21 protein-coding genes are annotated in these 21,216 nt (G+C 71.2%); 11 read left to right on the top strand and 10 right to left on the bottom strand.

Annotated elements, in window-relative coordinates:
• Positions 1 to 30: 30 nt before the first annotated feature.
• Together ACZ6JS_RS01450 and ACZ6JS_RS01445 are read right to left on the bottom strand one after the other, a co-directional pair.
• Complete coding sequence (locus ACZ6JS_RS01450) at positions 31 to 1,083, bottom strand: family 2 encapsulin nanocompartment cargo protein polyprenyl transferase (RefSeq protein ID WP_469295526.1); 1,053 nt, start codon at positions 1,081 to 1,083, stop codon at positions 31 to 33.
• Entirely contained in the window at positions 1,080 to 2,486 is a 1,407-nt protein-coding gene (locus ACZ6JS_RS01445; RefSeq protein WP_469295041.1) for a family 2B encapsulin nanocompartment shell protein, read from the bottom strand. Before ACZ6JS_RS01445 ends, ACZ6JS_RS01450 begins: the two co-directional genes overlap by 4 nt.
• Positions 2,487 to 2,721: 235 nt before the next feature.
• Here ACZ6JS_RS01445 and ACZ6JS_RS01440 point away from each other — a divergent pair, with 235 nt between their 5' ends.
• From ACZ6JS_RS01440 to ACZ6JS_RS01425, 4 genes are all read left to right on the top strand, one after another.
• On the top strand, positions 2,722 to 3,177 hold the full coding sequence (locus ACZ6JS_RS01440; RefSeq protein WP_469295039.1) for an RrF2 family transcriptional regulator: 456 nt from the start codon (positions 2,722 to 2,724) through the stop codon (positions 3,175 to 3,177).
• Positions 3,178 to 3,336: 159 nt separating this feature from the next.
• Complete coding sequence (locus ACZ6JS_RS01435; RefSeq protein WP_469295038.1) at positions 3,337 to 4,533, top strand: globin domain-containing protein; 1,197 nt, start codon at positions 3,337 to 3,339, stop codon at positions 4,531 to 4,533.
• A 128-nt stretch (positions 4,534 to 4,661) separates the two neighbouring features.
• The gene (locus ACZ6JS_RS01430) at positions 4,662 to 5,252 is read left to right on the top strand and encodes an N-acetylmuramoyl-L-alanine amidase (RefSeq protein WP_469295036.1); all 591 of its coding nucleotides are present in this window, start codon (positions 4,662 to 4,664) and stop codon (positions 5,250 to 5,252) included.
• A gap of 279 nt (positions 5,253 to 5,531) precedes the next feature.
• Positions 5,532 to 6,425 carry a 1-aminocyclopropane-1-carboxylate deaminase/D-cysteine desulfhydrase gene (locus tag ACZ6JS_RS01425; protein WP_469295034.1) on the top strand — a complete coding sequence of 298 codons (894 nt, stop codon included), beginning with the start codon at positions 5,532 to 5,534 and terminating at the stop codon, positions 6,423 to 6,425.
• Positions 6,426 to 6,648: 223 nt separating this feature from the next.
• Here ACZ6JS_RS01425 and ACZ6JS_RS01420 read toward each other — a convergent pair whose 3' ends face one another.
• Positions 6,649 to 8,229, bottom strand: coding sequence for a Na+/H+ antiporter (locus tag ACZ6JS_RS01420; protein ID WP_469295033.1), 1,581 nt, complete (start codon positions 8,227 to 8,229; stop codon positions 6,649 to 6,651).
• A gap of 55 nt (positions 8,230 to 8,284) precedes the next feature.
• Here ACZ6JS_RS01420 and ACZ6JS_RS01415 point away from each other — a divergent pair, with 55 nt between their 5' ends.
• The 3 genes from ACZ6JS_RS01415 to ACZ6JS_RS01405 all read left to right on the top strand — a co-directional run bounded on the left by ACZ6JS_RS01415 (position 8,285) and on the right by ACZ6JS_RS01405 (position 10,186).
• On the top strand, positions 8,285 to 8,545 hold the full coding sequence (locus ACZ6JS_RS01415) for a UBP-type zinc finger domain-containing protein (RefSeq protein WP_469295031.1): 261 nt from the start codon (positions 8,285 to 8,287) through the stop codon (positions 8,543 to 8,545).
• Positions 8,546 to 8,750: 205 nt separating this feature from the next.
• Positions 8,751 to 9,164: an ATP-binding protein gene (locus ACZ6JS_RS01410; RefSeq protein WP_030012703.1), complete on the top strand. Its 414-nt coding sequence runs from the start codon at positions 8,751 to 8,753 to the stop codon at positions 9,162 to 9,164.
• 11 nt (positions 9,165 to 9,175) lie between these two features.
• Positions 9,176 to 10,186 carry an RNA polymerase sigma factor SigF gene (locus tag ACZ6JS_RS01405; protein ID WP_469295525.1) on the top strand — a complete coding sequence of 337 codons (1,011 nt, stop codon included), beginning with the start codon at positions 9,176 to 9,178 and terminating at the stop codon, positions 10,184 to 10,186.
• A 7-nt stretch (positions 10,187 to 10,193) separates the two neighbouring features.
• Here the strand turns inward: ACZ6JS_RS01405 and ACZ6JS_RS01400 are convergent, their stop codons facing one another.
• Positions 10,194 to 10,640: a hypothetical protein gene (locus tag ACZ6JS_RS01400; RefSeq protein ID WP_469295030.1), complete on the bottom strand. Its 447-nt coding sequence runs from the start codon at positions 10,638 to 10,640 to the stop codon at positions 10,194 to 10,196.
• An 85-nt stretch (positions 10,641 to 10,725) separates the two neighbouring features.
• Between ACZ6JS_RS01400 and ACZ6JS_RS01395 the strand changes: the two genes are divergently transcribed.
• Positions 10,726 to 11,691, top strand: coding sequence for a diacylglycerol/lipid kinase family protein (locus ACZ6JS_RS01395; RefSeq protein ID WP_469295029.1), 966 nt, complete (start codon positions 10,726 to 10,728; stop codon positions 11,689 to 11,691).
• 323 nt (positions 11,692 to 12,014) lie between these two features.
• Positions 12,015 to 12,272 (top strand): WhiB family transcriptional regulator, encoded by a 258-nt coding sequence (locus ACZ6JS_RS01390; RefSeq protein WP_003953983.1) that lies wholly within the window; start codon positions 12,015 to 12,017, stop codon positions 12,270 to 12,272.
• Between the two features lie 171 nt (positions 12,273 to 12,443).
• On the opposite strand, the gene ACZ6JS_RS01385 is transcribed toward ACZ6JS_RS01390, so the two are convergent.
• Positions 12,444 to 13,913 (bottom strand): sensor histidine kinase, encoded by a 1,470-nt coding sequence (locus tag ACZ6JS_RS01385; protein WP_469295523.1) that lies wholly within the window; start codon positions 13,911 to 13,913, stop codon positions 12,444 to 12,446.
• Positions 13,914 to 14,269: 356 nt separating this feature from the next.
• Positions 14,270 to 14,860: a TetR/AcrR family transcriptional regulator gene (locus ACZ6JS_RS01380; protein WP_469295028.1), complete on the bottom strand. Its 591-nt coding sequence runs from the start codon at positions 14,858 to 14,860 to the stop codon at positions 14,270 to 14,272.
• 84 nt (positions 14,861 to 14,944) lie between these two features.
• On the opposite strand from ACZ6JS_RS01380, the gene ACZ6JS_RS01375 reads away from it, so the two are divergent.
• Complete coding sequence (locus tag ACZ6JS_RS01375; RefSeq protein WP_469295027.1) at positions 14,945 to 15,706, top strand: SDR family oxidoreductase; 762 nt, start codon at positions 14,945 to 14,947, stop codon at positions 15,704 to 15,706.
• Positions 15,707 to 15,716: 10 nt separating this feature from the next.
• On the opposite strand, the gene ACZ6JS_RS01370 is transcribed toward ACZ6JS_RS01375, so the two are convergent.
• Positions 15,717 to 16,598, bottom strand: a complete 882-nt coding sequence (locus ACZ6JS_RS01370; protein WP_469295026.1) for a leishmanolysin-related zinc metalloendopeptidase — start codon at positions 16,596 to 16,598, stop codon at positions 15,717 to 15,719.
• Positions 16,599 to 16,858: 260 nt separating this feature from the next.
• Here ACZ6JS_RS01370 and nagB point away from each other — a divergent pair, with 260 nt between their 5' ends.
• Positions 16,859 to 17,644 carry a glucosamine-6-phosphate deaminase gene (gene nagB, locus ACZ6JS_RS01365; protein WP_469295024.1) on the top strand — a complete coding sequence of 262 codons (786 nt, stop codon included), beginning with the start codon at positions 16,859 to 16,861 and terminating at the stop codon, positions 17,642 to 17,644.
• Positions 17,645 to 17,761: 117 nt separating this feature from the next.
• Here nagB and ACZ6JS_RS01360 read toward each other — a convergent pair whose 3' ends face one another.
• From ACZ6JS_RS01360 to ACZ6JS_RS01350, 3 genes are read right to left on the bottom strand one after another with little or no spacing between them, the layout of a single operon-like run.
• Complete coding sequence (locus ACZ6JS_RS01360) at positions 17,762 to 19,264, bottom strand: glycoside hydrolase family 3 protein (RefSeq protein WP_469295023.1); 1,503 nt, start codon at positions 19,262 to 19,264, stop codon at positions 17,762 to 17,764.
• 7 nt (positions 19,265 to 19,271) lie between these two features.
• Positions 19,272 to 20,162, bottom strand: coding sequence for a carbohydrate ABC transporter permease (locus ACZ6JS_RS01355; RefSeq protein ID WP_206310033.1), 891 nt, complete (start codon positions 20,160 to 20,162; stop codon positions 19,272 to 19,274).
• Positions 20,159 to 21,178, bottom strand: a complete 1,020-nt coding sequence (locus ACZ6JS_RS01350) for a carbohydrate ABC transporter permease (RefSeq protein ID WP_469295021.1) — start codon at positions 21,176 to 21,178, stop codon at positions 20,159 to 20,161. The genes ACZ6JS_RS01355 and ACZ6JS_RS01350 overlap by 4 nt, the downstream gene beginning before the upstream one ends.
• Positions 21,179 to 21,216 lie beyond the last annotated feature (38 nt).

Genomic DNA, 21,216 nt, shown 5'->3' with positions numbered 1-21,216 from the left:
AACGGGCCTCCCCCCGTTTCTCGCCGGCGATCACCTCGTACGGCGCGTCACGAACTCCGCCAGTGCCAGCAGTCCGCCCGCCGCCCCGAGGTCGGGAACGGCCCGGGACAGCTGCTGGACCGCGCGGCCCATCCGGTCCGCGGCCTCGGCCTGGGCCCAGTCGCGGCCGCCGGCCCGCTCCACCGCTTCGGCCGCCCGCAGCACGTCGTCCCCGGTCATGGGACCCGCGTACAGCTCGGCCAGTTCCCGGCCCGCCCCGGTGCCCGAGGTGAGGGCGGCCACGACGGGCAGGGACTTCTTGCGGGCGATCAGATCCGCTCCGGCGGACTTGCCGGTGTGCCCCGGGTCCCCCCAGATGCCGATCAGGTCGTCGATCAGCTGGAAGGCCAGGCCCGCCTCCCGGCCGAAGGCGTCCATGGCGGCGACCTCCTCCGGTCCGGCCCCCGCGTACAGCGCGCCCAGTGCGCACGCGCAGCCCAGCAGCGCGCCGGTCTTGGCCGTCGCCATGGTCAGGCACTCGTCGAGCGAGACGTCCGGGCGCCGCTCGAAGGCGCAGTCGGCCTGCTGGCCCGCGCAGAGCTCGATGATGCAGGCCGAGAGCCGGGACGAGGCCGCCGCCGCGGCGGGGTGCGGATCGTCCGCGAGCAGTCGCTGGGCGAGCGCCATCATGGCGTCGCCCGTGATGATCGCGTCCGGCGTCCCGAAGACCGTCCAGGCCGTGGCCCTGCCGCGCCGGCGCACGTCCTTGTCGATGACGTCGTCGTGGAGCAGGGTGAAGTTGTGCGCCAGCTCCACGGCGACCGCGGCCGGTACGGCGTGGTCGACCGGGCCGCCGCCCGGCCCCTGCAGGGCCTGCGCCGCGGCGAGTACCAGGGCGGGCCGGATGGCCTTGCCGGGGCTGCCGTCGGCCGGGCTTCCGTCCGCGTGCTCCCAGCCGAAGTGGTACATGGCCACGCGCCGCATCCCACGGGGCAGGCTCTCGACGGTGCGGCGCAGTTCCGGGTTGACCGTTTCCCTCGTCCGTTCCAGGAGGGCCGCAGCCTCCTGGCCCTCGCCGGTCGCGATCGCGTTCACCTCGATCAGCGCCAACGGCCGATCTCGACGTTCTCCAGCACGCCGAGCGCGTCCGGCACCAGCACCGCCGCGGAGAAGTACGCGGTGACCAGGTACGAGATGATCGCCTGCTCGCTGATCCCCATGAAGCGGACCGACAGGCTCGGCTCGATCTCGTCCGGGATGCCCGGCTGATGCAGGCCGATCACGCCCTGCTCGTCCTCGCCGGTGCGCATGCACAGGATGGAGGTGGTGCGGGCGTCGCTGATGGGGATCTTGTTGCTCGGAAAGATCGGCACGCCGCGCCAGGTCATCACGCGGGTTCCGTCGACGTCCACCGTCCCGGGGTGGATCCCGCGCTTGTTGCACTCGCGTCCGAAGGCGGCGATCGCCTTGGGGTGCGCCAGGAAGAGCTTGGAGCCGCGCCGCATGCTGAGCAGCTGGTCCATGTCGTCGGGGCTGGGGCCGCCGTCGTGCGGCTGGATGCGCTGGTCGTAGTCGGCGTTGTGGAGCAGGCCGAAGTCGCGGTTGTTGAGCATCTCGTGCTCCTGGCGCTCGCGCAGCGCCTCGACCGTGAGCCGCAACTGCTGCTCGGTCTGGTTCATCGGCTGGTTGTAGAGGTCGGCGACGCGCGTGTGCACGCGCAGGACGGTCTGGGCGATGGAGAGCTCGTACTCGCGCGGGCGGGCGTCGTAGTCCACGAACGTGCCGGGGAGGAGGGCCTCGCCCTGGTGGCCGGCCGAGAGGTCGATCTCCGCCTCGCCGTACTTGTTGGTGCGTTGGGCGGGCGCGGAGCGTACGCGCTCCAGGTGTTCGCGCAGTGAGGGGACCCGGTCGGCCAGCAGTTGGAAGTCCTGCCGGGACAGGGCGAGGGCGGTGCCGGGGGTGGCGGCGCGGGCGGTGTACTCCCAAATCGATTCTTCATCGACGAGGGCGTCCTCGCCGAAGTACGCGCCGTCGGCGACGGTCCGCAGGACGGCGTCGTCCCCGTAGGGGCCGGGGCCGATCTGGTCGATGCGGCCGTGCGCGAGCAGGAAGACCTCGCCGGAGGGGCTGCCGAAGGAGGTCAGCTCCTGGCCGGCCTCGAAGTCGACCTGCTGGCACCGCTGGGCCAGTTCGCCGAGGACGTCGAGGTCCTCGTAGTCGCGCAGCAGCGGCAGTTCGCCGAGCTCGGCCGGGATCACCTGGACCTGGGTCCCGGTCTTGACGAACTCCACGACGCCGTTGCCGACCGAGTAGCTCAGCCTCCGGTTCACCCGGTAGGTGCCGCCCTGCACCGACACCCACGGCAGCGCCTTCAGCAGCCACCTCGAAGTGATCTCCTGCATCTGCGGCGCGGACTTGGTCGTGGTTGCCAAGTTCCGTGCGGCCGCCGTCCCCAGACTGCGCTGCGGTGTCTGGGCCTCGGACTCGGAACCTGCCTGGACCGACATGTCTTTCCCTTTCGATCACTCCATGGGTCTGCAGGAGGCAGCCTTTCAGCACGCAACGTGGTGGGACCATTACACAAAAGGGTGGGACTACTCCGTCGGGGGCGGGGCACTCTCTCGGATCGAACTCCGCGCCCGAGGGCTGGCTGACCCCTTCACCGCCCATCGGTTTCGGCCAAGCCCCGTCCCGGACGAGCTTTAATTTGTATCCTGGATGCGAATTTTCTACGGTGACCGCATGCGGCTGACCCGATTCACCGACCTGGCGCTGCGCACGCTGATGCGCCTGGCCGTCGAGGAGACGGACCTCCCCACCACGCGCGACGTGGCGGCGACGATGGAGGTCCCGTACACCCACACGGCCAAAGTGGTCGCCAGACTCCAGCATCTCGGCCTGGTCGAGGCGCGGCGCGGTCGCGGCGGGGGGCTGACCCTGACTCCGGCCGGACGGGCCGCCTCGGTCGGCGCGGTGGTCCGGGAGCTGGAGGGCGCCGGCGACGTCGTCGACTGTGAAGGCACCACCCCCTGCCCGCTGCGCAGCGCCTGCGTGCTGCGCGGCGCGCTGCGCCGGGCCCAGGAGGCGTTCTTCGCCGAACTGGACCCGCTGACGGTGAACGACCTGGTGGCAGCCCCGACCGGGCCGCTCCTCCTCGGCATTTCGAGCAGGGCGCCCACAGGGGCCGAAGGACCCTGACCGCCAGGGCCGAATGGCCGGTTACCACCGCCCGCCGGGCGCCATAGCCTCACCCCGACGGGAGTCGAACAGAAGTCCGCACGACAGCGGGCGTCTGCGATCAAAAATGCGCATCTAAGATGCCAATTAATGGACCGTTCCACCACGCGAGGAGTTCCCATGCTGTCCGAGAAGTCGACCGCGACCGTCCGAGCCACCCTGCCCGCCGTCGGAGCGGCCATCGGCGACATAACGGAGCTCTTCTACACGAAGCTCTTCACGGCCCACCCGGAGCTGCTCCGCGACCTCTTCAACCGGGGCAACCAGAACGCGGGCCTCCAGAAGCAGGCGCTCGCCGGCTCCATCGCCGCTTTCGCGACCCACCTGGTCGAGCACCCGGACACCCGCCCCGATGTGATGCTCGGCCGCATCGCGCACAAGCACGCCAGCCTCGGCGTCACCCGCGAGCAGTACGCGGTCGTCCACCGGCACCTCTTCGAGGCGATCGCCGAGATCCTCGGCGAGGCCGTCACACCCGACGTCGCGCAGGCATGGGACGAGGTCTACTGGCTGATGGCGAACGCACTCGCGGCCATCGAGGAGCGCCTCTACGCAGGCCACCGGATCGCCGCCGGCGACGTGTGGCGCGAATGGACGGTCACCGGCCGGTCGGAGGAGACGGCCGACTGCGCCACCTTCCGCATCACCCCCGCGGACGGCGCCCCGGCGCCCGCGCACCTGCCCGGGCAGTACGTCTCCGTGCAGGTCGAACTCCCCGACGGAGCCCGCCAGATCCGCCAGTACAGCCTCTCCGGCGCGCCCGGCTCCGCGGTCCGCGCGATCACCGTCAAGCGGGTCCACGGCCCGGCCGCCGGGGGCCCCGACGGCGAGGTCTCCAACCACCTGCACGCCCACGTGCACGCGGGCCACACCCTGCGGGTGTCCGCCCCGTACGGCGACCTGGTCCTGGAGGACTCCGACGCCCCCGTCCTGCTCGCCTCGGCGGGCATCGGCTGCACGCCGATGCTCTCGATGCTGGAGCACCTGGCCGAGACCGGGCACCCCGCTCCGGTGACGGTGCTGCACGCCGACCGCTCCCCCGCGGACCACCCGCTGCGGGCCGACCACCGCGCCCTGACCCACAAGCTGTCCGACGCCTCGGCCCGGTTCTGGTACGAGCAGGGGGCGGAGCCGGGCGACGGCACGGGCCTCATGGACCTGTCGGACGTACCCGTCGCCCCGGGCACCAAGGCCTACCTGTGCGGGCCGCTCCCCTTCATGAGGTCCGTGCGCGAGCAGCTGATCGCCAAGGGCGTGCCGGCAGCCGACATCCACTACGAGGTGTTCGGCCCCGACCTGTGGCTCGCCTCCGCGTGAGGCCTGTCCGGATCCGCTCGCTCGCCGTACGAAAACACTAGCCGCGGAAGGGCTGCCTCCACTAAACCGGAGCGTGACGACTCGGACACACGGGGTGTCCGTCGCGCACCGCACGAAGGGAGGCGGCCATGGCCGCACCCATGTCCGCGGACCGGTTCATCAACGCACTGAGGAACGAAGGCCTGACCGTCGTCGAGGTCGGCGCCTGGCGCACCCACAACCGCAACCACAAGGGGCCCTGGGGCCCGCTGCACGGGGTGATGATCCACCACACCGTCACGCGCGGCACCGCGTACTCCGTCGAGCTCTGCCGCGACGGCCACAGCGCCCTCCCGGGGCCGCTGTGCCACGGCGTGATCGGCAAGGACGGCCGCGTCCACCTGGTCGGCTACGGCCGCGCCAACCACGCCGGCCTGGGCGACCCCGACGTCCTGGCGGCGGTGATCGCCGAACGGCGGCTCCCCCCGGACAACGAGGCGACCACCGACGGCAACCGCCACTTCTACGGCTTCGAGTGCGTGAACCTCGGCAACGGCGAGGACCCGTGGCCCCCGGCCCAGATCGACGCCATCGCCCGCGCGGCGGCGGCCCTGTGCCGGGTCCACCGCTGGACGGCCCGGTCGGTCATCGGCCACCGCGAATGGCAGCCGGGCAAGGTCGACCCCCGCGGCTTCACGATGGCCTCCCTGCGCGACCGCATCGCCGAACGCCTGAAGTGACCACCCGACGAAGTGGCGGCCCGCCGCCACTTCGTCTTCCGGGGCGGGGCTCGCCCGGCGAGCCGTACCGGCGGCGCGACTCCCCGTCGCAGGACTCGACGATGTCCCTGGAATCCGTTTCCCGGACCGCGCAGCCGTCCGCGGCACGTTCGAGCGGGAGTTCGGCCGGGCGAAGGAGGCACGGCCTGTTTCCGGCGAGTGTTCACCGGTGGCGCCGGTGTCACCCGCGAGACGCGGCCCCGGGCCGTGCGACGGCACGGGGCGGCTCACAATGGACGGGTGGACCATCCCGAACTGCAGTCGCGGCCGCCCTCTCCGCTCGTCGAGGCGGTGGACGAGCGGTTCGCCGCGCGCGGCGTGCGACTGCTGTTGAAGCGGGACGACCTCGTCCATCCCGAGCTGCCCGGCAACAAGTGGCGCAAGCTCGCACCGAACCTGCGCGCGGCCCTGGAGGCGGGGCACGACCGGCTCGTCACCTTCGGCGGGGCGTACTCGAACCACCTGCGGGCCACGGCTGCCGCCGGGCGGCTGCTCGGCCTCGGGACGGTCGGCATCGTGCGCGGCGACGAGCTGGCCCGCCGGCCCCTGAACGACTCCCTCGCCCGGTGCGCGGCGGACGGCATGCGCCTGCACTTCGTCTCCCGCTCGCGCTACCGCGACAAGGCCGACGCGCGGACACAGGCGGTGCTGCTGGACGAGGCCGGCGCGAGCGGGGCGTACGTCGTCCCCGAAGGCGGCAGCAACGCCCTCGCCCTCGCCGGCTGCGCCGAGCTGGGCCTCGAGCTCCGCGGCGTCACCGACGTGGCGGCGGTGGCCTGCGGCACCGGCGGCACCCTCGCGGGTCTGGCCGCCGGCCTCGCGCCCGGGCAGCGGGCGCTGGGCGTTCCCGTCCTGGCCGGCGGCTTCCTGTCCGAGGAGATACGTTCCCTCCAGACCGAGGCGTATGGCGGACCGGTCGGCGACTGGTCCCTGGCGGAGGACTTCCACCACGGCGGGTACGCCCGCGTCCCGGCCGCCCTGGAGTCCTTCGCCGCCGACTTCGCCTCCCGCCACGGCCTCCCGTTGGAGCGGATCTACGTGGCCAAACTCCTCTGGGCCCTGACCGCCCTCACCAGCGCCGGCACCTTCCCGCCCGGCACGACCGTCACCGCGATCATCACGGGCCGCCCGTAGCGGGAGCCGTCGGGGACGGGGACGCGGCGGGGCGGTGTCCTGGCCGTGGAACGTGATGTGCAGCCGCGGCAGCAGCCCGTACCCGGCCTACCCGGCCGAGGCGCCATGCATCACGAGTCCAGGACGACACCCCCGCCACGGCAGCGGCCCCGACCCCGCCGCCGCCCGCCCGCCCTGAACCCCGGCCGAGCCCAGCCGCCCACCCGCCGCGCCCCCGCAGGGGTCAGGCCGACTCGCGGTACGCCGCCGCCTCCTCCAGGTCCAGCCTGCGCAGCAGCACCCGCAGCATCTCGTCGTCGATCCGCCGGCCGTCCCGCAGCGCGACGAAGACCTCCCGCTCCGCCTCGATCATCTCCCCCGCGAGCCGCCGGTAGAGGTCGTCCGCGGACTCGCCCGTCAGCGGATTGACCTCACCCAGCCGTTCCCACACCGCGTTGCGCCGCCGTTCCAGCACCGTGCGCAGCCGGTCCGCGAGCGGCGGCGGCAGCGTGGAGTTCTCCGGTTCCTCCAGCAGCTCCGCCAGCCGCTCCTCCGCCGCCCGCGAGGCCTCGCTCTGCGCCTGCGCCTCGGCCAGCGTCTCGGCCTGCACGTCCCTCGGCGGCAGCTTCAGCGCCCTGATCAGCGGCGGCAGCGTCAGACCCTGCACCACCAGCGTCCCGATGACCGTCGTGAAGGTCAGGAAGAGGATCAGATTCCGGTGCGGCACCGAGATCGGCACGGAGAAGGCGATGGCCAGCGACACCACGCCCCGCATCCCGGCCCAGCCCACGATCACCGGGGACTTCCAGTCGGTGTCCGGCTCCCGCTCCCGGATCCGCCGCGACAGCCCGCGCGGTACGAAGGTCGCCGGGAACACCCACACGAAGCGCGCCACCACCACCACGAGGAAGACGGCGATCGCGTACCAGGCCGCATCCATGCCCTCGTACTCCCCCAGCCCGGTGAGGACCACCGCCAGTTGGAGGCCGATGAGCGCGAAGACGACGGACTCCAGGACGAAGGCGACCATCTTCCACACCGCCTCCTCCTGGAGCCGCGTGGCGAAGTCGACCTGCCAGTTGCGGTGCCCGAGGTAGAGCGCGACCACGACCACGGCCAGCACACCGGACGCGTGCACCCGCTCGGCCGCCGCGTATGCCACGAAGGGGATCAGCAGCGAGAGGGTGTTCTGGAGGAGCGGCTCCCTCATCCGTTTGCGCAGCTGGTGGATCGGCACCATCAGCAGCAGGCCGACGCCGACCCCGCCGACCGAGGCCAGCAGGAACTCCGCGATGCCGCCCGCCCAGCCGGCACTCACCCCGACCGCCGCCGCCAGCGCCACCTTGTACGCGGTGATCGCGGTGGCGTCGTTGACCAGGGACTCGCCCTGCAGGATGGTCGTCAGCCGGTTCGGCAGCCGCAGCTTGCGGGCGATCGCGGTTGCGGCGACCGCGTCGGGCGGCGCGATCACCGCGCCCAGCACCAGCGCCACCGGCAGGGACAGCCCGGGCACCAGCAGGTACGCCGCGTACCCGACGACGACCGTCGCGAAGAGCACGTAGCCGACCGACAGCATCGCGATCGGCCTGATGTTGGCCCGCAGGTCCAGGTACGAGCTGTCCACCGCGGCCGTGTACAGCAGCGGCGGGAGCAGCAGCGGCAGCACGATGTGCGGATCGAGGGTGTAGGCCGGCACGCCGGGGATGTACGAGGCCGCCAGCCCGGCGGCGACCAGCAGGAGCGGCGCGGGCACCGGCGTGCGGCGGGCGAGCCCCGCGACGGCCGCACTGCCCGCGACGAGCGCCACCAGCTGCAATACGTCCATCGAAGATCCGTCCTCCGTCGTCGCGCGCCCGCACCCTGGTCGTACGCTGGCCATCATGAGCGAGTGCACCCACGTTGCCGAACTGCCGCGCCCCGAGCCGGTCCCGTCTGCACTGACCTGCGCCGAATGTCTGGCGGTCGGCAGCCACCCGGTGCAGCTGCGGATCTGCCTGGGGTGCGGGCACGTGGCGTGCTGCGATTCCTCGCCGTTCCGGCACGCGACGGCACACCACGCCGAGACCGGCCATCCGGTCATGCGGAGCTTCGAGCCGGGCGAGACCTGGCGATGGTGTTTCGTGGACGGTTCGATCGTCTGAGGCGGGGTAGTTCAACCCTCCGCCGGTTCCCCCGATTTGACCCCCGCAGACCCCTACCCACTGTGCGTGCCCATGGGCTTACCATCAGTCACTGGCCGCAGGGCAGGGTGCTCACAGCGGGCGTCACGAGGGGTGCCGCGACACGATCGCCCGGATCGCGGTAGCGTCACCGGCGAAAAGAGCTCGTACCACCTTGGAGGTGAGGGTGTCCCAGATCGCAGGCGAGCCCGGGACTCAGGACTTCGTGGAAGTCCGGCTGCCCGCTGCGGGTGCCTACCTGTCGGTGCTGCGGACGGCCACGGCCGGCCTCGCGGCACGTTTGGACTTCACCCTCGACGAGATCGAGGATCTCCGTATCGCGGTCGACGAGGCCTGCGCGATCCTGCTCCAGCAGGCCGTGCCGGGCTCCGTCCTCAGCTGCGTCTTCCGGCTGATCGACGACTCGCTGGAGGTGACCGTCTCGGCGCCGACCACGGACGGGCGCGCGCCGGAGCGCGACACATTCGCCTGGACGGTCCTGTCGGCGCTGGCCGGCAAGGTCGAGGCCACGGTCGAGGAGAACCGGACGGTGAGCATCAGCCTCTACAAACAACGCGGCGCGGGACCAGGCCCGGCGTGAGCGGCGGGGAGATCCCGGTGCGGGGCGGGGATCGGCCCCGGGTACGGCACGAGGTCGACGGCGGCATCCCGGAGCAGCAGCACGCCCGGCCGCACCCGGCTGACGCGGATGCGGAAGACGGCTTTTTGGACTCGGCGGAGCGACGGGCGGGCCCTATGAGCGAGAACCAGCACGAACAATCACAACCGGCACAGCCACCGGAAGCCGCTGCGCCGGCCCCGGCGGTGGGGTTCCCGGTGTCTTCGGCGCCTGCGGCGCTGCCCGATCCGCGCGACCGCAGCAGCGCGCGGGCCCTGTTCGTCGAGCTGCGGGCACTGCCCGACGGCTCGCCGGAGAAGGCGGAGCTGCGCAACCGGCTCGTACGGATGCACCTGCCCCTGGTCGAGCACCTGGCGCGGCGCTTCCGCAACCGCGGTGAGCCGCTGGACGACCTGACCCAGGTCGCGACGATCGGCCTCATCAAGTCGGTCGACCGGTTCGACCCGGACCGCGGGGTCGAGTTCTCCACATACGCCACGCCCACGGTGGTCGGCGAGATCAAGCGCCACTTCCGGGACAAGGGCTGGGCGGTCCGGGTGCCCCGGCGCCTGCAGGAGCTGCGGCTCTCGCTGACCACGGCCACGGCCGAGCTGTCCCAGCAGCACGGGCGCTCCCCGACAGTGCACGAGCTGGCCGAGCGGCTGGGCATCTCCGAGGAGGAGGTGCTGGAGGGGCTGGAATCGGCCAATGCCTACAGCACGCTCTCCCTGGACGTTCCGGACACCGACGACGAGTCGCCGGCGGTCGCGGACACCCTGGGCGCGGAGGACGAGGCCCTGGAGGGCGTCGAGTACCGCGAGTCCCTCAAACCACTCCTGGAGGGTCTGCCGCCCCGAGAGAAGCGGATTCTGTTGCTCCGCTTCTTCGGAAACATGACGCAGTCGCAGATCGCGCAGGAGGTCGGCATCTCCCAGATGCACGTCTCCCGCCTGCTGGCCCGCACCCTGGCCCAGCTCCGCGAGAAGCTCCTCGTCGAGGAGTGAGCGGACCTCAGGGGGACGAAGGCCCTCCGATGCCGAGGGCCTCGGTCGCCGTCGGGTTCACCAGGAGTGCGACGACGGCCACCGCGGCCACCGCGAGAGCCGCCGCGGCGGCGGTCACAGCACCGCCGGTGGTGTAGAGCGTCCAGGCCACCGGCAGCGCCATCAGCTGTGTGATCAGTGCCGGGCCGCGGCTCCAGCGGCGGCCCAGGCGCAGTCCGCGGGCGGCGACCAGCGGCAGCGCGGCGAGCGCGAGCAGGGTGATGCCGCCCGTCTCGGCCTGCTGCGGGGAATCGGGGTCGCCGGCGATGCCGACGAACAGCATGTACACGCCGAGGCCCGCGAGCGCCAGGCCCTCCAGGGCGGTGAGCACGGCTGCGGCGGTCAGCCGGCGGGGCAGCGCGGTGGGCGCTTCGACGGTGGGGGCGGGGGCCTTCGCGGGCTGCTTCTTACTCACCCTTGCAGGGTAGCGGCGCCCCGGCGGAGGCCGGAGGGGACGGGCAGTAGGGTCGGCTCGTGAAGGGGTGGGTAGTCTGGCGCTCATGCGTGCACTTCTCGTGGCCAACCCAGCAGCGACGACCACCAGTGCGCGCACGCGCGACGTCCTGATCCATGCCCTGGCCAGCGAGATGAAGCTGGAGGCGGTCACCACCGAGTACCGCGGGCACGCCCGGGACCTGGGGCGCAAGGCCGTGCACGAGGGGCTGGACCTGGTGGTCGCCCTGGGTGGCGACGGCACCGTCAACGAGGTGGTGAACGGGCTCCTGCACAACGGCCCCGATCCGGACCGGCTGCCCCGGCTGGCGGTGGTCCCCGGCGGCTCCACCAACGTGTTCGCCCGCGCCCTGGGGCTGCCGAACGACGCGGTCGAGGCGACGGGCGCGCTGCTGGACGCGCTGCGCGAGGAGCGCGAGCGGACGGTCGGGCTGGGGCTGGCGGCCGGCACCCCCGGCACGGAGGACGAGTCGGTTCCGGCGCGCTGGTTCACCTTCTGCGCGGGCTTCGGTTTCGACGCGGGTGTCGTGGGGCGGGTGGAGCAGCAGCGGGAGCGCGGCAAGCGTTCGACACACGCCCTGTACGTACGACAGCTGATGCGCCAGTTCTGGGAGGAGCCCAACCGGCGGCAGGGGACGGTCACGCTGGAGCGGCCCGGGGCCGATCCGGTGACGGGCCTGGTGCTGTCCATAGTGTGCAACACCTCACCGTGGACGTATCTGGGGAATCGTCCGCTTTACGCCTCCCCCGAAGCCTCCTTCGATACCGCACTTGACGTATTGGCACTCAACCGTTTGTCAACTCCGGCCGTCGCCCGCTACGCGACACAGCTCCTGACCTCCACTCCTGAGCGGGGTCCGCACGGCAAGCATGCGGTGTCTCTGCACGATCTGACCGACTTCACCTTGCATTCGAAGGTTCCCCTCCCGTTCCAGATGGACGGTGATCACCTCGGACTGCGCACCAGCGTTCGGTTCACAGGCGTACGCCGTGCACTGCGTGTGATTGTGTGAGTAGAAGGGCCCACAGGCCTTTCACTCGAACGTTTACACGCCGGTCCACCCTCACGATGTAGGGCTGTGACCTAGTAGACACCGACGAATCAAAAAAAACTTTCCGGAAGGGGTTGTATCCCCGTCCGAGGTTTGCGAATCTCTTCATGGCGATCGGGACAGCCCGCAGAACCGGCACCCACACAGACCGCCAGAACCCCTCCACGAATCTCTGACTGATCACCCGCGTGAAACCGGGCGGTCGCCCTTCCCTCACGGGGGGATTCGTGAAAGCGTTCACATTCACAAGCAAAGTGCCCGCAATACAAGGAGATGGAGCAGCCATGGACTGGCGTCACAACGCCGTTTGCCGCGAGGAAGACCCGGAACTCTTCTTCCCCATCGGCAACACCGGTCCTGCGCTGCTGCAGATCGAGGAAGCCAAGGCCGTCTGCCGCCGTTGCCCCGTCATGGAGCAGTGCCTGCAGTGGGCGCTCGAGTCCGGTCAGGACTCCGGCGTCTGGGGCGGTCTCAGCGAGGACGAGCGCCGCGCCATGAAGCGCCGCGCCGCTCGCAACCGGGCGCGCAACGCCAGCGCCTGACAAACGACTTTCGAGCCTCGACGCGCAGCGCGCAGTACCGAAGAAGCGCTCAGCAACGTGCTCTTGAGCCCCGGACCGAAGCATTCGGTCCGGGGCTCAGTGCTGTGCCGCGGCTACGCTGCGTGCACGCGGCCCGCGAGCCGCCACTCACGTTGAGTCACCGTTCGGCTGCTACTTCTGCGGGCTGGACGGCAGGTCGAGGACGACCTTGGTGCCGCGCGGCTCGGCCCGGACCATGTCGAACGTGCCGCCGAGCTCCCCCTCCACGAGGGTTCGCACGATCTGCAGTCCGAGGTTGCCGGCCCGCTGGGGGTCGAACCCCTCGGGCAGGCCGTTGCCGTCGTCGAGCACGGTGATCAGCAGTCGGCCGTCCTTGCGGCCCGTTCCGCTGCGCAGCGCGGCCACCTCCACCGTGCCCCGCTCCCCCTGGGTGAAGGCGTGCTCGAGGGCGTTCTGCAGGATCTCGGTGAGCACCATCGACAGCGGCGTGGCGACCTCCGCGTCCAGGATCCCGAAGCGGCCGGTGCGCCGGCAGTCGACCCGGCCCGGCGAGATCTCGGAGACCATCGCGATCACGCGGTCGGCGATCTCGTCGAACTCGACCCGCTCGTCGAGGTTCTGAGAGAGCGTCTCGTGCACGATCGCGATCGAACCGACGCGGCGCACGGCCTCGTTGAGGGCTTCGCGGCCCTGGGGCGAATCCATGCGGCGGGCCTGGAGCCGCAGCAGTGCGGCCACGGTCTGGAGGTTGTTCTTCACCCGGTGGTGGATCTCCCGGATGGTGGCGTCCTTGGTGATCAGTTCGCGTTCGCGACGGCGCAGTTCGGTGACGTCGCGGCAGAGCACCAGGGAACCGATCCGGGTCCCCTTCGGCTTCAGGGGGATGGCGCGCAGCTGGATGACGCCGCCGTTGCCCTCGACCTCGGTCTCGCGGGGGGCCCATCCGCTGGCGAGCTTGACCAGCGCCTCGTCGACCGGGCCGCGGGAGGGGGCGAGTTCGGCCGTGGTGGCACCGAGGTCCTGGCCGACCAGGTCGGAGGCGAGGCCGAGGCGGTGGTAGGCGGAGAGCGCGTTGGGGGAGGCGTAGGTGACCACGCCGTCGGCGTCGAGCCGGATCAGGCCGTCCCCGACACGCGGGGAGGCGTCCATGTCGACCTGCTGGCCGGGGAAGGGGAAGGCGCCCGCTGCGATCATCTGCGCGAGGTCGGAGGCGGACTGCAGGTAGGTCAGCTCCAGTCGGCTCGGTGTACGCACGGTGAGCAGGTTGGTGTTGCGTGCGATCACTCCGAGTACCCGCCCTTCACGGCGGACGGGGATCGACTCGACGCGGACCGGCACCTCCTCGCGCCACTCCGGGTCGCCCTCGCGCACGATGCGGCCCTCGTCGAGCGCGGCGTCCAGCAGCGGGCGGCGGCCGCGCGGCACCAGGTGGCCGACCATGTCGTCCTGGTAGGAGGTGGGGCCGGTGTTCGGACGCATCTGGGCGACCGAGACGTACCGGGTGCCATCGAGGGTGGGCACCCACAGCACCAGGTCGGCGAAGGACAGGTCGGAGAGCAGCTGCCACTCCGAGACCAGCAGGTGGAGCCACTCCAGGTCGGTTTCTCCGAGAGCGGTGTGCTGGCGTACGAGGTCGTTCATGGAGGGCACGTTGCGAGCGTACCCCGGGTACGCACGATGACTTTCCCCACGCCGGTACTCAGGAGTATCCAGGAGGGGCACGGGCCGCGTACTGTTGGAGGAAGTGACGGGTTTGCAGCTGCCGTCATTGGATGGACAGAACAGAATGGTCTAGTCCAGAATTGACTCAGAGTCTCCGCCCTCCCCGCACAGGAGGACGGATCGAGGTGGTCGCGCGCTCTGCCCTGACCGCGCAGACACCTCTCACCGGCCGCCGGGAACCGCACACCTGACGGCCGTAAGTACTCCGGGCTACGGTGCCGGACGGGTTGAGGGTCCCGTCCTGCACCGTGGCCCAGAGGAATCTCCGGGGCCTTTCACGGCCAGGCCAGCATGGCCCGCTCCGCCACCGCCTCCAGCTCTTCCCGGGTCGCCCCGTCGCGCGACTGCTGCGACATGCCCTGGAGCACGGCGCCGGCGTACCGGGCCAGCGCCCGCGCGTCCGTGTCCGCGGGCAGGACGCCGGTGGCGACGTCGGCGCGGATCCGGCTCTCGAAGAGTTCCAGGTTGGCGTTGCGCCGCTCGCGCAGCGCCTGGGCCACCTCGTCCGAGGTGGTGTTGGTCGCCGCGCTGATCACCATGCAGCCCGGCGGGTGGGCCGGGTCGGTGTAGACCTCGGCCGCCTCGCGCAGGATGCGCTCCACGGCGGCGCGGGCGGTGGGCTCCTCCGCCAGCGCCACGCCGGCGAAGTCGCCGTACCGGCTCCCGTAGACCGCGACGACCTCGTCGAAGAGCTTGCGCTTGTCGCCGAAGGCCGCGTACAGGCTGGGCGCGCTGATGCCGATCGAGGCGGTCAGGTCGGAGATCGAGGTCGCCTCGTAGCCGCGCTCCCAGAAGGCCGTCATCGCCTTGTCGAGGGCGGCGTCACGGTCGAAGGAGCGGGGCCTGCCGCGTTGTCCGGTCACCATTCGCAGATTCTATAGCGCCCGCTAGGGAATCTGATACGGTCCCTTTCTGTAGCGACCACTAATAATTTCGGAGGGGGGCGCGTCATGGGCGTGCTCAAGGGGAAGACGGCACTGGTCACGGGCGGCAGCCGGGGCATCGGCCGGGCCGTGGCGGAGCGGCTGGCGCGGGACGGCGCGCTGGTGGCGGTGCACTACGGCCGCAACGCGGAAGCGGCCGAGGAGACCGTGGCGGCCATCGGGGCGGCCGGCGGACGGGCCTTCGCCATCGGGGCCGAGCTCGGCGTGCCGGGGGATGCAGAGGCCCTGTGGGCGGCGTACGCGGCCCATCCCGCGCACACCGAGGCCGTGGACATCCTCGTCAACAACGCGGGCGCGGCGACCTTCGCGGGGATCGGGGACACCGACGAGGAGGCGTACGACCGGGCGCACGCGCTGAACGCCAAGGCGCCGTTCTTCGTGATCAAGCACGGCCTGGCGCGGCTGCGGGACGGTGGCCGGATCGTGAACGTCACCGGCACCCCGGACCTGGCGCTGCCGGCGATCCTCGCGACGGTCATGGCGAAGGGCGCGGCCAACGCCATGACACGCTCGCTGGCCGCCGAGCTCGCCCCGCGGGGGATCACCGTGAACTCGGTGGGGCCGGGGATCACCGAGACGGACCTGAACGCGGCCCTGCTCGCCGACCCCGCGACCCGGACCCACCTGGCCGCCCGATCGGTCTTCCACCGGGTGGGCACGGCGCAGGAGGTGGCGGACGTGGTGGCCTTCCTGGCCTCGGCGGACTCCCGCTGGGTCACGGGCCAGCACCTTGACGCCACGGGCGGCCTGCAGTTGGCACTGATCTAGCCGGACGGCTCTACGGCCGTTCGGAGGGGATGGAGCTGGGGACGGTCGGGAGCACGATGCCCCGCGGGGCCTCGGACAGCCGTTCGCCGGCCGCCGCGACCGCCATGAGGTCGGGCAGTTCGTAGGGCTCCGCGCCGTCGAGGTCGACCTCGTAGCCGATGTCCCCGAGGCTCGCCGCCGTGAGCCGGCTCAGCGGGTTGCCGGCCGCGGCGATCGTCGGCGACATCAGTTCGTGGTCGAAGACCGCCTCGCGCCAGTGACTGCCCGCACTGCCCGAGCCGCCGACGTTCGCCACCGGGACCGGCAGGGGCTGCCCGGCACCGCGGAGAACACCGAACTCCGCCATGGCGCCCGGGCCGACGAAGGTGGGGTTGCCGGGAGAGGTGACGGGGGGCCAGTCCTTCAGCAGGCCGAAGGAGCTCCACACGAATCCGCTGACGCCCAGGCAGTGGCCCATCTCGTGGGTGATGACGTCGAGCAGCGAGCCGTCGTCCTCCATCTGGCCGAGGTCGGCCCTGTCGAACCGCATGATGGCCTTCGCCGGGAGCCCCGCCCCGGCGAGCGCCGTCTGCGGCCGGAACACGCGAGGCCCGGCTTCTCCGAGGACGCCGGAGATGCCGTCGATGAATACTCCTTCTGCGTCGATCAGGATGTCGTCGACGATCACCTCGCCGCTGAAGTCGCGGACGACCGCGGTCTCCAGGTCACCGACGATGACCCGCGCCCAGCGCTCGGCCGCCTCGGCGAAGACGTCCTTCTGGCTGTTCGACAGCCCTCCGATGAAGCGGACCTCGATCTGGAACGGGGAGGTGGTCTCCGCCAGATCGGCGGCGCGCGTGGCACTCGCCACGGCTTTGTAACTCTCGAAGGCGTAGGTCGGATTCCTGGCCATGACTACCACTCCAATCGCACATAGCATGATTTACCCAACAAAGCCACCTTATGCGACAAAGGAGTTGTAGACAGGGCAACCAATCGCAGGTCAGGCCAGCTGTAGCACCGTGCTCCGCATCGGCCTCCCGGGTGACGCCACAGGAGGCCGGACGGCGCGATCGGCATCACCATGGAAAGCGGCGGGATCCCCGCCGCACCCGGCTCCCTCTGCTAGATTGGTCTATACCACACCACCCACTCCAGATCGGCAGGCCCCGCGTGGAAGTTGTCATCGTCCCGGACGCCAAGGCAGGCGGCGAGCTCATCGCGCAGGCCATGGCGGCCCTGGTGCGCCGCAAGCCCGACGCCCTGCTCGGCGTGGCGACCGGCTCTACCCCGCTGCCCGTCTACGAGGCCCTCACGCGCAAGGTCGGGGCGGGTGAGGTCGACGCCTCCGCGGCCCGGATATGCCAGCTCGACGAGTACGTCGGCCTGCCGGCCGGGCACCCCGAGTCCTACCGCGCCGTCGTCCTGCGCGAGGTCGTCGAGCCGCTCGGTCTGACGGAGGCCTCGTTCATGGGCCCCGACGGGTCGGCCGAGGACCTCGTCGCCGCGTGCGAGGCCTACGACCGCGCCCTCGCCGAGGCCGGCGGCGTCGACCTCCAGCTGCTGGGGATCGGCACGGACGGGCACATCGGCTTCAACGAGCCCTGCTCGTCCCTGGCCTCGCGCACCCGGATCAAGACGCTGACGGAGCAGACCCGCGTGGACAACGCGCGCTTCTTCGACGACGACCTGGAGCAGGTGCCGCACCACGTCATCACCCAGGGCATCGGCACCATCCTCGACGCCCGCCACCTGGTGCTGCTGGCCACCGGCGAGGGCAAGGCCGAGGCCGTCGCGCAGACCGTCGAGGGTCCGCTGTCCGCTCTGGTACCGGCGTCCGCGCTGCAGTTGCACCGGCACGCGACCGTCGTCGTGGACGAGGCCGCCGCCTCCAAGCTCAAGCTGGCCGACTACTTCCGCCACGCCTACGCCAACAAGCCCTCCTGGCAGGGGCTGTAGACCCCGGAGCGGGAGTAGGGCCGGGCACCCCCTCGGGGGAGCCCGGCCCTTGCGCGTACGCGGCGGAGCCGGGCACCACCCCTGTGACAAGGTGCCCGGCTCCGGTTCCGCGGCGCGTCACACCCCCGTGACGGCCCCCGCGACGACCTCGGCTGCAGCGCGACCGCAGACGCGCGCGGCGCCGTGCGTCGCGATGTGCAGGGCTCCGCGCGGCTCGGCGCGCGGCAGCCCCATCTCGACCACCACCGTGTCCGGCCGGGCCTCGACCAGATCGTCCAGCACCTCGGACATCCACGGGTGGCGGTGCGCGTCCCGGACCACCGCCACGACGGTGCGCTCCCCAGCGGCCGCCAGGATCTCCCCGGCCGTGGCACCCTGCGGGTAGAGGTCCGAAGCGGTGGAGGGCAGCAGTTCGGCCAGCTCGGCGGCCGGACCCCACGGGGTCTCGTCGCCGACGGCGATGTTCGCGACCGGGGTCAGGGTCGCCACGTACGGGCCGGTCAGCGGGCCGGCCGAGCCGGTGACGACGAGGGCCCGGCGGGCGGCGGTCAGGCCGATGCCGGACGCGCGGCTCCCCTCCGGCCGCACGGCCGGCCGGGCCCCCAGGGTCCACGCGGCGAGTGCGCGGACCCGCGCCGCGGCGTCGGCGAGCCGCTCCTGCGGGAGGGTGCCCTCGCGTACGGCCGCGACCAGCGCGTCGCGCAGCCGCAGGACGGTGTCCTCGTCGGCGAGTCCGCCGCCCACGCAAATGGCGTCGGCGCCCGCCGCGATGGCCAGCACGGAGCCGCGCTCGATGCCGTACGTCCCGGCGATGGCGTTCATCTCCATCCCGTCGGTGACGATGAGGCCCTCGTAGCCGAGCTCCTTGCGCAGCAGGCCGGTCAGGATCTGCGGGCTGAGCGTGGCCGGGCGGGTCGGGTCGAGGGCGGGCACCAGGATGTGCGCGCTCATCACGGCCTTCGTCCCGGCCTCGATGGCGGCCTTGAACGGTACGAGCTCCCGTGCGGCGAGGGTGTCGAGGTCCACGTCGATGCGCGGGAGGGCGTGGTGGGAGTCGACGTTGGTGTCGCCGTGGCCCGGGAAGTGCTTGGTGCAGGCGGCGACCCCGGCGGCCTGGAGCCCTTCGACGTAGGCCGCGGTGTGCCGGGCGGCGAGGTGGGTGTCGGCGCCGAAGGACCGTACGCCGATGACCGGGTTGTCCGGGTTGGAGTTGACGTCGGCGGAGGGGGCCCAGTTGAGGTTGACCCCGCACTCGGCGAGGCGGCGGCCCAGCTCGAGGGCGACGTCCCGGGTCAGGCCGGTGTCGTCGACGGCGCCGAGGGCCAGGTTGCCGGGGAAGGACGAGCCGCCCCGGACCTCCAGGCGGGTGACGTCGCCGCCCTCCTCGTCGATGGCGACGAGGACGTCGTCGCGTTCGGCGCGCAGCTGCGCGGTCAGCGCGGCGAGCTGCTCGGGCGAGGCGATGTTGCGGCCGAACAGGCCCACCGAGGTGAGGCCTTCGCCGATCCTGCGGAGCAGCCAGGCGGGGGCGGTGGTGCCCTCGAAGCCCGGCTGGAGGACGGCGAGGGCGTCGCGGGTCACCTCGTCGGAGGCGGTGGCGCGGTGCGCAAGGACAGTCATGACGGCGTCATCCCTTCACGGCGCCGGCGGTCATGCCACCGACGGCCTTGCGCTGGAGGAAGATGAAGATGAGCAGCACCGGGACCGCGAAGAGCGAGGAAGCGGCCATGGTGGCGCCCCAGTCGTTGCCGAAGGCCGACATGAACTCGGTCAGCCACAGCGGCAGGGTCTGCGCGGTCTTGTCCTTGTTGAGGATCAGGACCATCGCGAACTCGTTCCAGGCGGTGATGAAGCCGAAGAGCGAGGTGGACATCAGGCCGGGGGCCAGCAGCGGGAAGATGACCTTGCGGAAGGCCTGGCCGCGGGTGCAGCCGTCGATCTGGGCCGCCTCCTCCAGGGTCACCGGGACCGCGGCGATGAAGCCGCGCAGGGTCCAGATGGTGAAGGGCAGGATCATCACGAAGTAGATGGCGGTCAGGAGCGGAAGGCTGTTCAGCAGTTCGCCGTCGCGGGCGATCATGTACATCGCGATGACCATGACCTCCCAGGGGGCCATCTGGGCCATCATCACGGTGAGCACCAGGCCCTTGCGGCCCTTGAACCGCATGCGGGCGATGGCGAAGCTCGCGGCGAGGGCGACGAGCAGGGCCAGCACCACGGCGCCGACGGTGACCAGGACGCTGTTGGTGACGTACGTCCAGAAGTTCTCGACGCCGGTGGCCTTGCCGAAGTTGTCCAGCGTCGGCGTGAAGACGAAGACGGGGTCCTTCGTGAGCATCTGGTCGGCCGGCTTGAGGGCCGACGAGAACATCCAGTACACGGGGAAGACGAAGACCAGGGCCAGCAGGAGCGCGCCGAGGTTCTTGGCCACGGCTCCGGGGCGCACCGGGCGGCGGGTACGGAGCTGCTGTGCGGGCCTCTCGGGAGCCGCGGGCTTCGGGGCGGTGGTCGTGCTCACTGCTCCTCCTCCTGCTTCAGGATCAGGCGGAAGTAGAAGGACATGACGATCACGAGGATCACGATCGTCAGGACGGAGATCGCGGCGGCGAGGCCGTAGTGGGCCTGGCTCTGGCCCTCGACGTAGGCGAACACCGGGAGGATCTCGGAGGCGCGGTCCGGGCCGCCCTTGTTCATCGCGTAGACCTGGGTGAAGGCCTTGAAGACCCAGATCACCTCGAGGAACGTGGTGATGAGGAAGAAGGGCTTCAGGTTCGGGAAGACGATCTTCCAGAAGGTCTGCCAGCCGTTGGCGCCGTCCATGCGGGCGGCCTCGTACAGCTCGGCGCCGACCGTGGTGAGGCCGGCGTACATGTTGAGGGCGACGAAGGGGATGGAGCCCCAGACCACCAGGATCGTGACGATCACCATGGTGGAGAGGCCGGTCTCCATCCAGTTGTGCTGTTCGTAGCCGGAGAAGCCGGCGGTGCGCATGACCCAGTTCATGACGCCGAACTGCTCGTCGAACAGCCAGCGGAAGACCTGTACCGAGGCGACGATCGGCATGGCCCAGGCCATCACCAGCGCCATCGACAGGACCAGGCGCATCTTCTTGCCGAGCTTGTTCAGCAGGATGCCGATGAGGCTTCCCAGCAACATGATCAGCGCGACGTTGGCCAGGGTGAAGGCGAAGCTGCGGACGACGACGGTCCAGAAGGCCGAGTCGCCGAGGAGCTCGGTGTAGTTGTCGAGGCCGGCGAACGGGTACTTCCGCTGGATGAACTCGACCTTGTTGATGTCCTGGAGGGACAGGATCACGTTCTTGATCAGCGGGTACAGCAGGAGCGTCGCGAGGGCGAGCACCGCGGGCGCGACCAGCAGATAGGGCAGCCACCCCGAGGGGAGCGACTTCCTGCCTCCGCGAGGCGGCGTACGGCTGGCGCCGGTTGCTGGGGCCGGCGTCTCGGGCCGTCCGGCGGACTTCGGTGGTGCGTCCTGTGGAGCGCTGGTCACCGCTCCCTGGGAGTGCACGGTCATGGCTTGGCTTCCTCGCGGTTGACTGTGGAGTCAAATGC

Source organism: Streptomyces sp. NPDC046349 (assembly GCF_055587885.1).
This window is presented reverse-complemented; position numbering and strand designations above follow the sequence as displayed.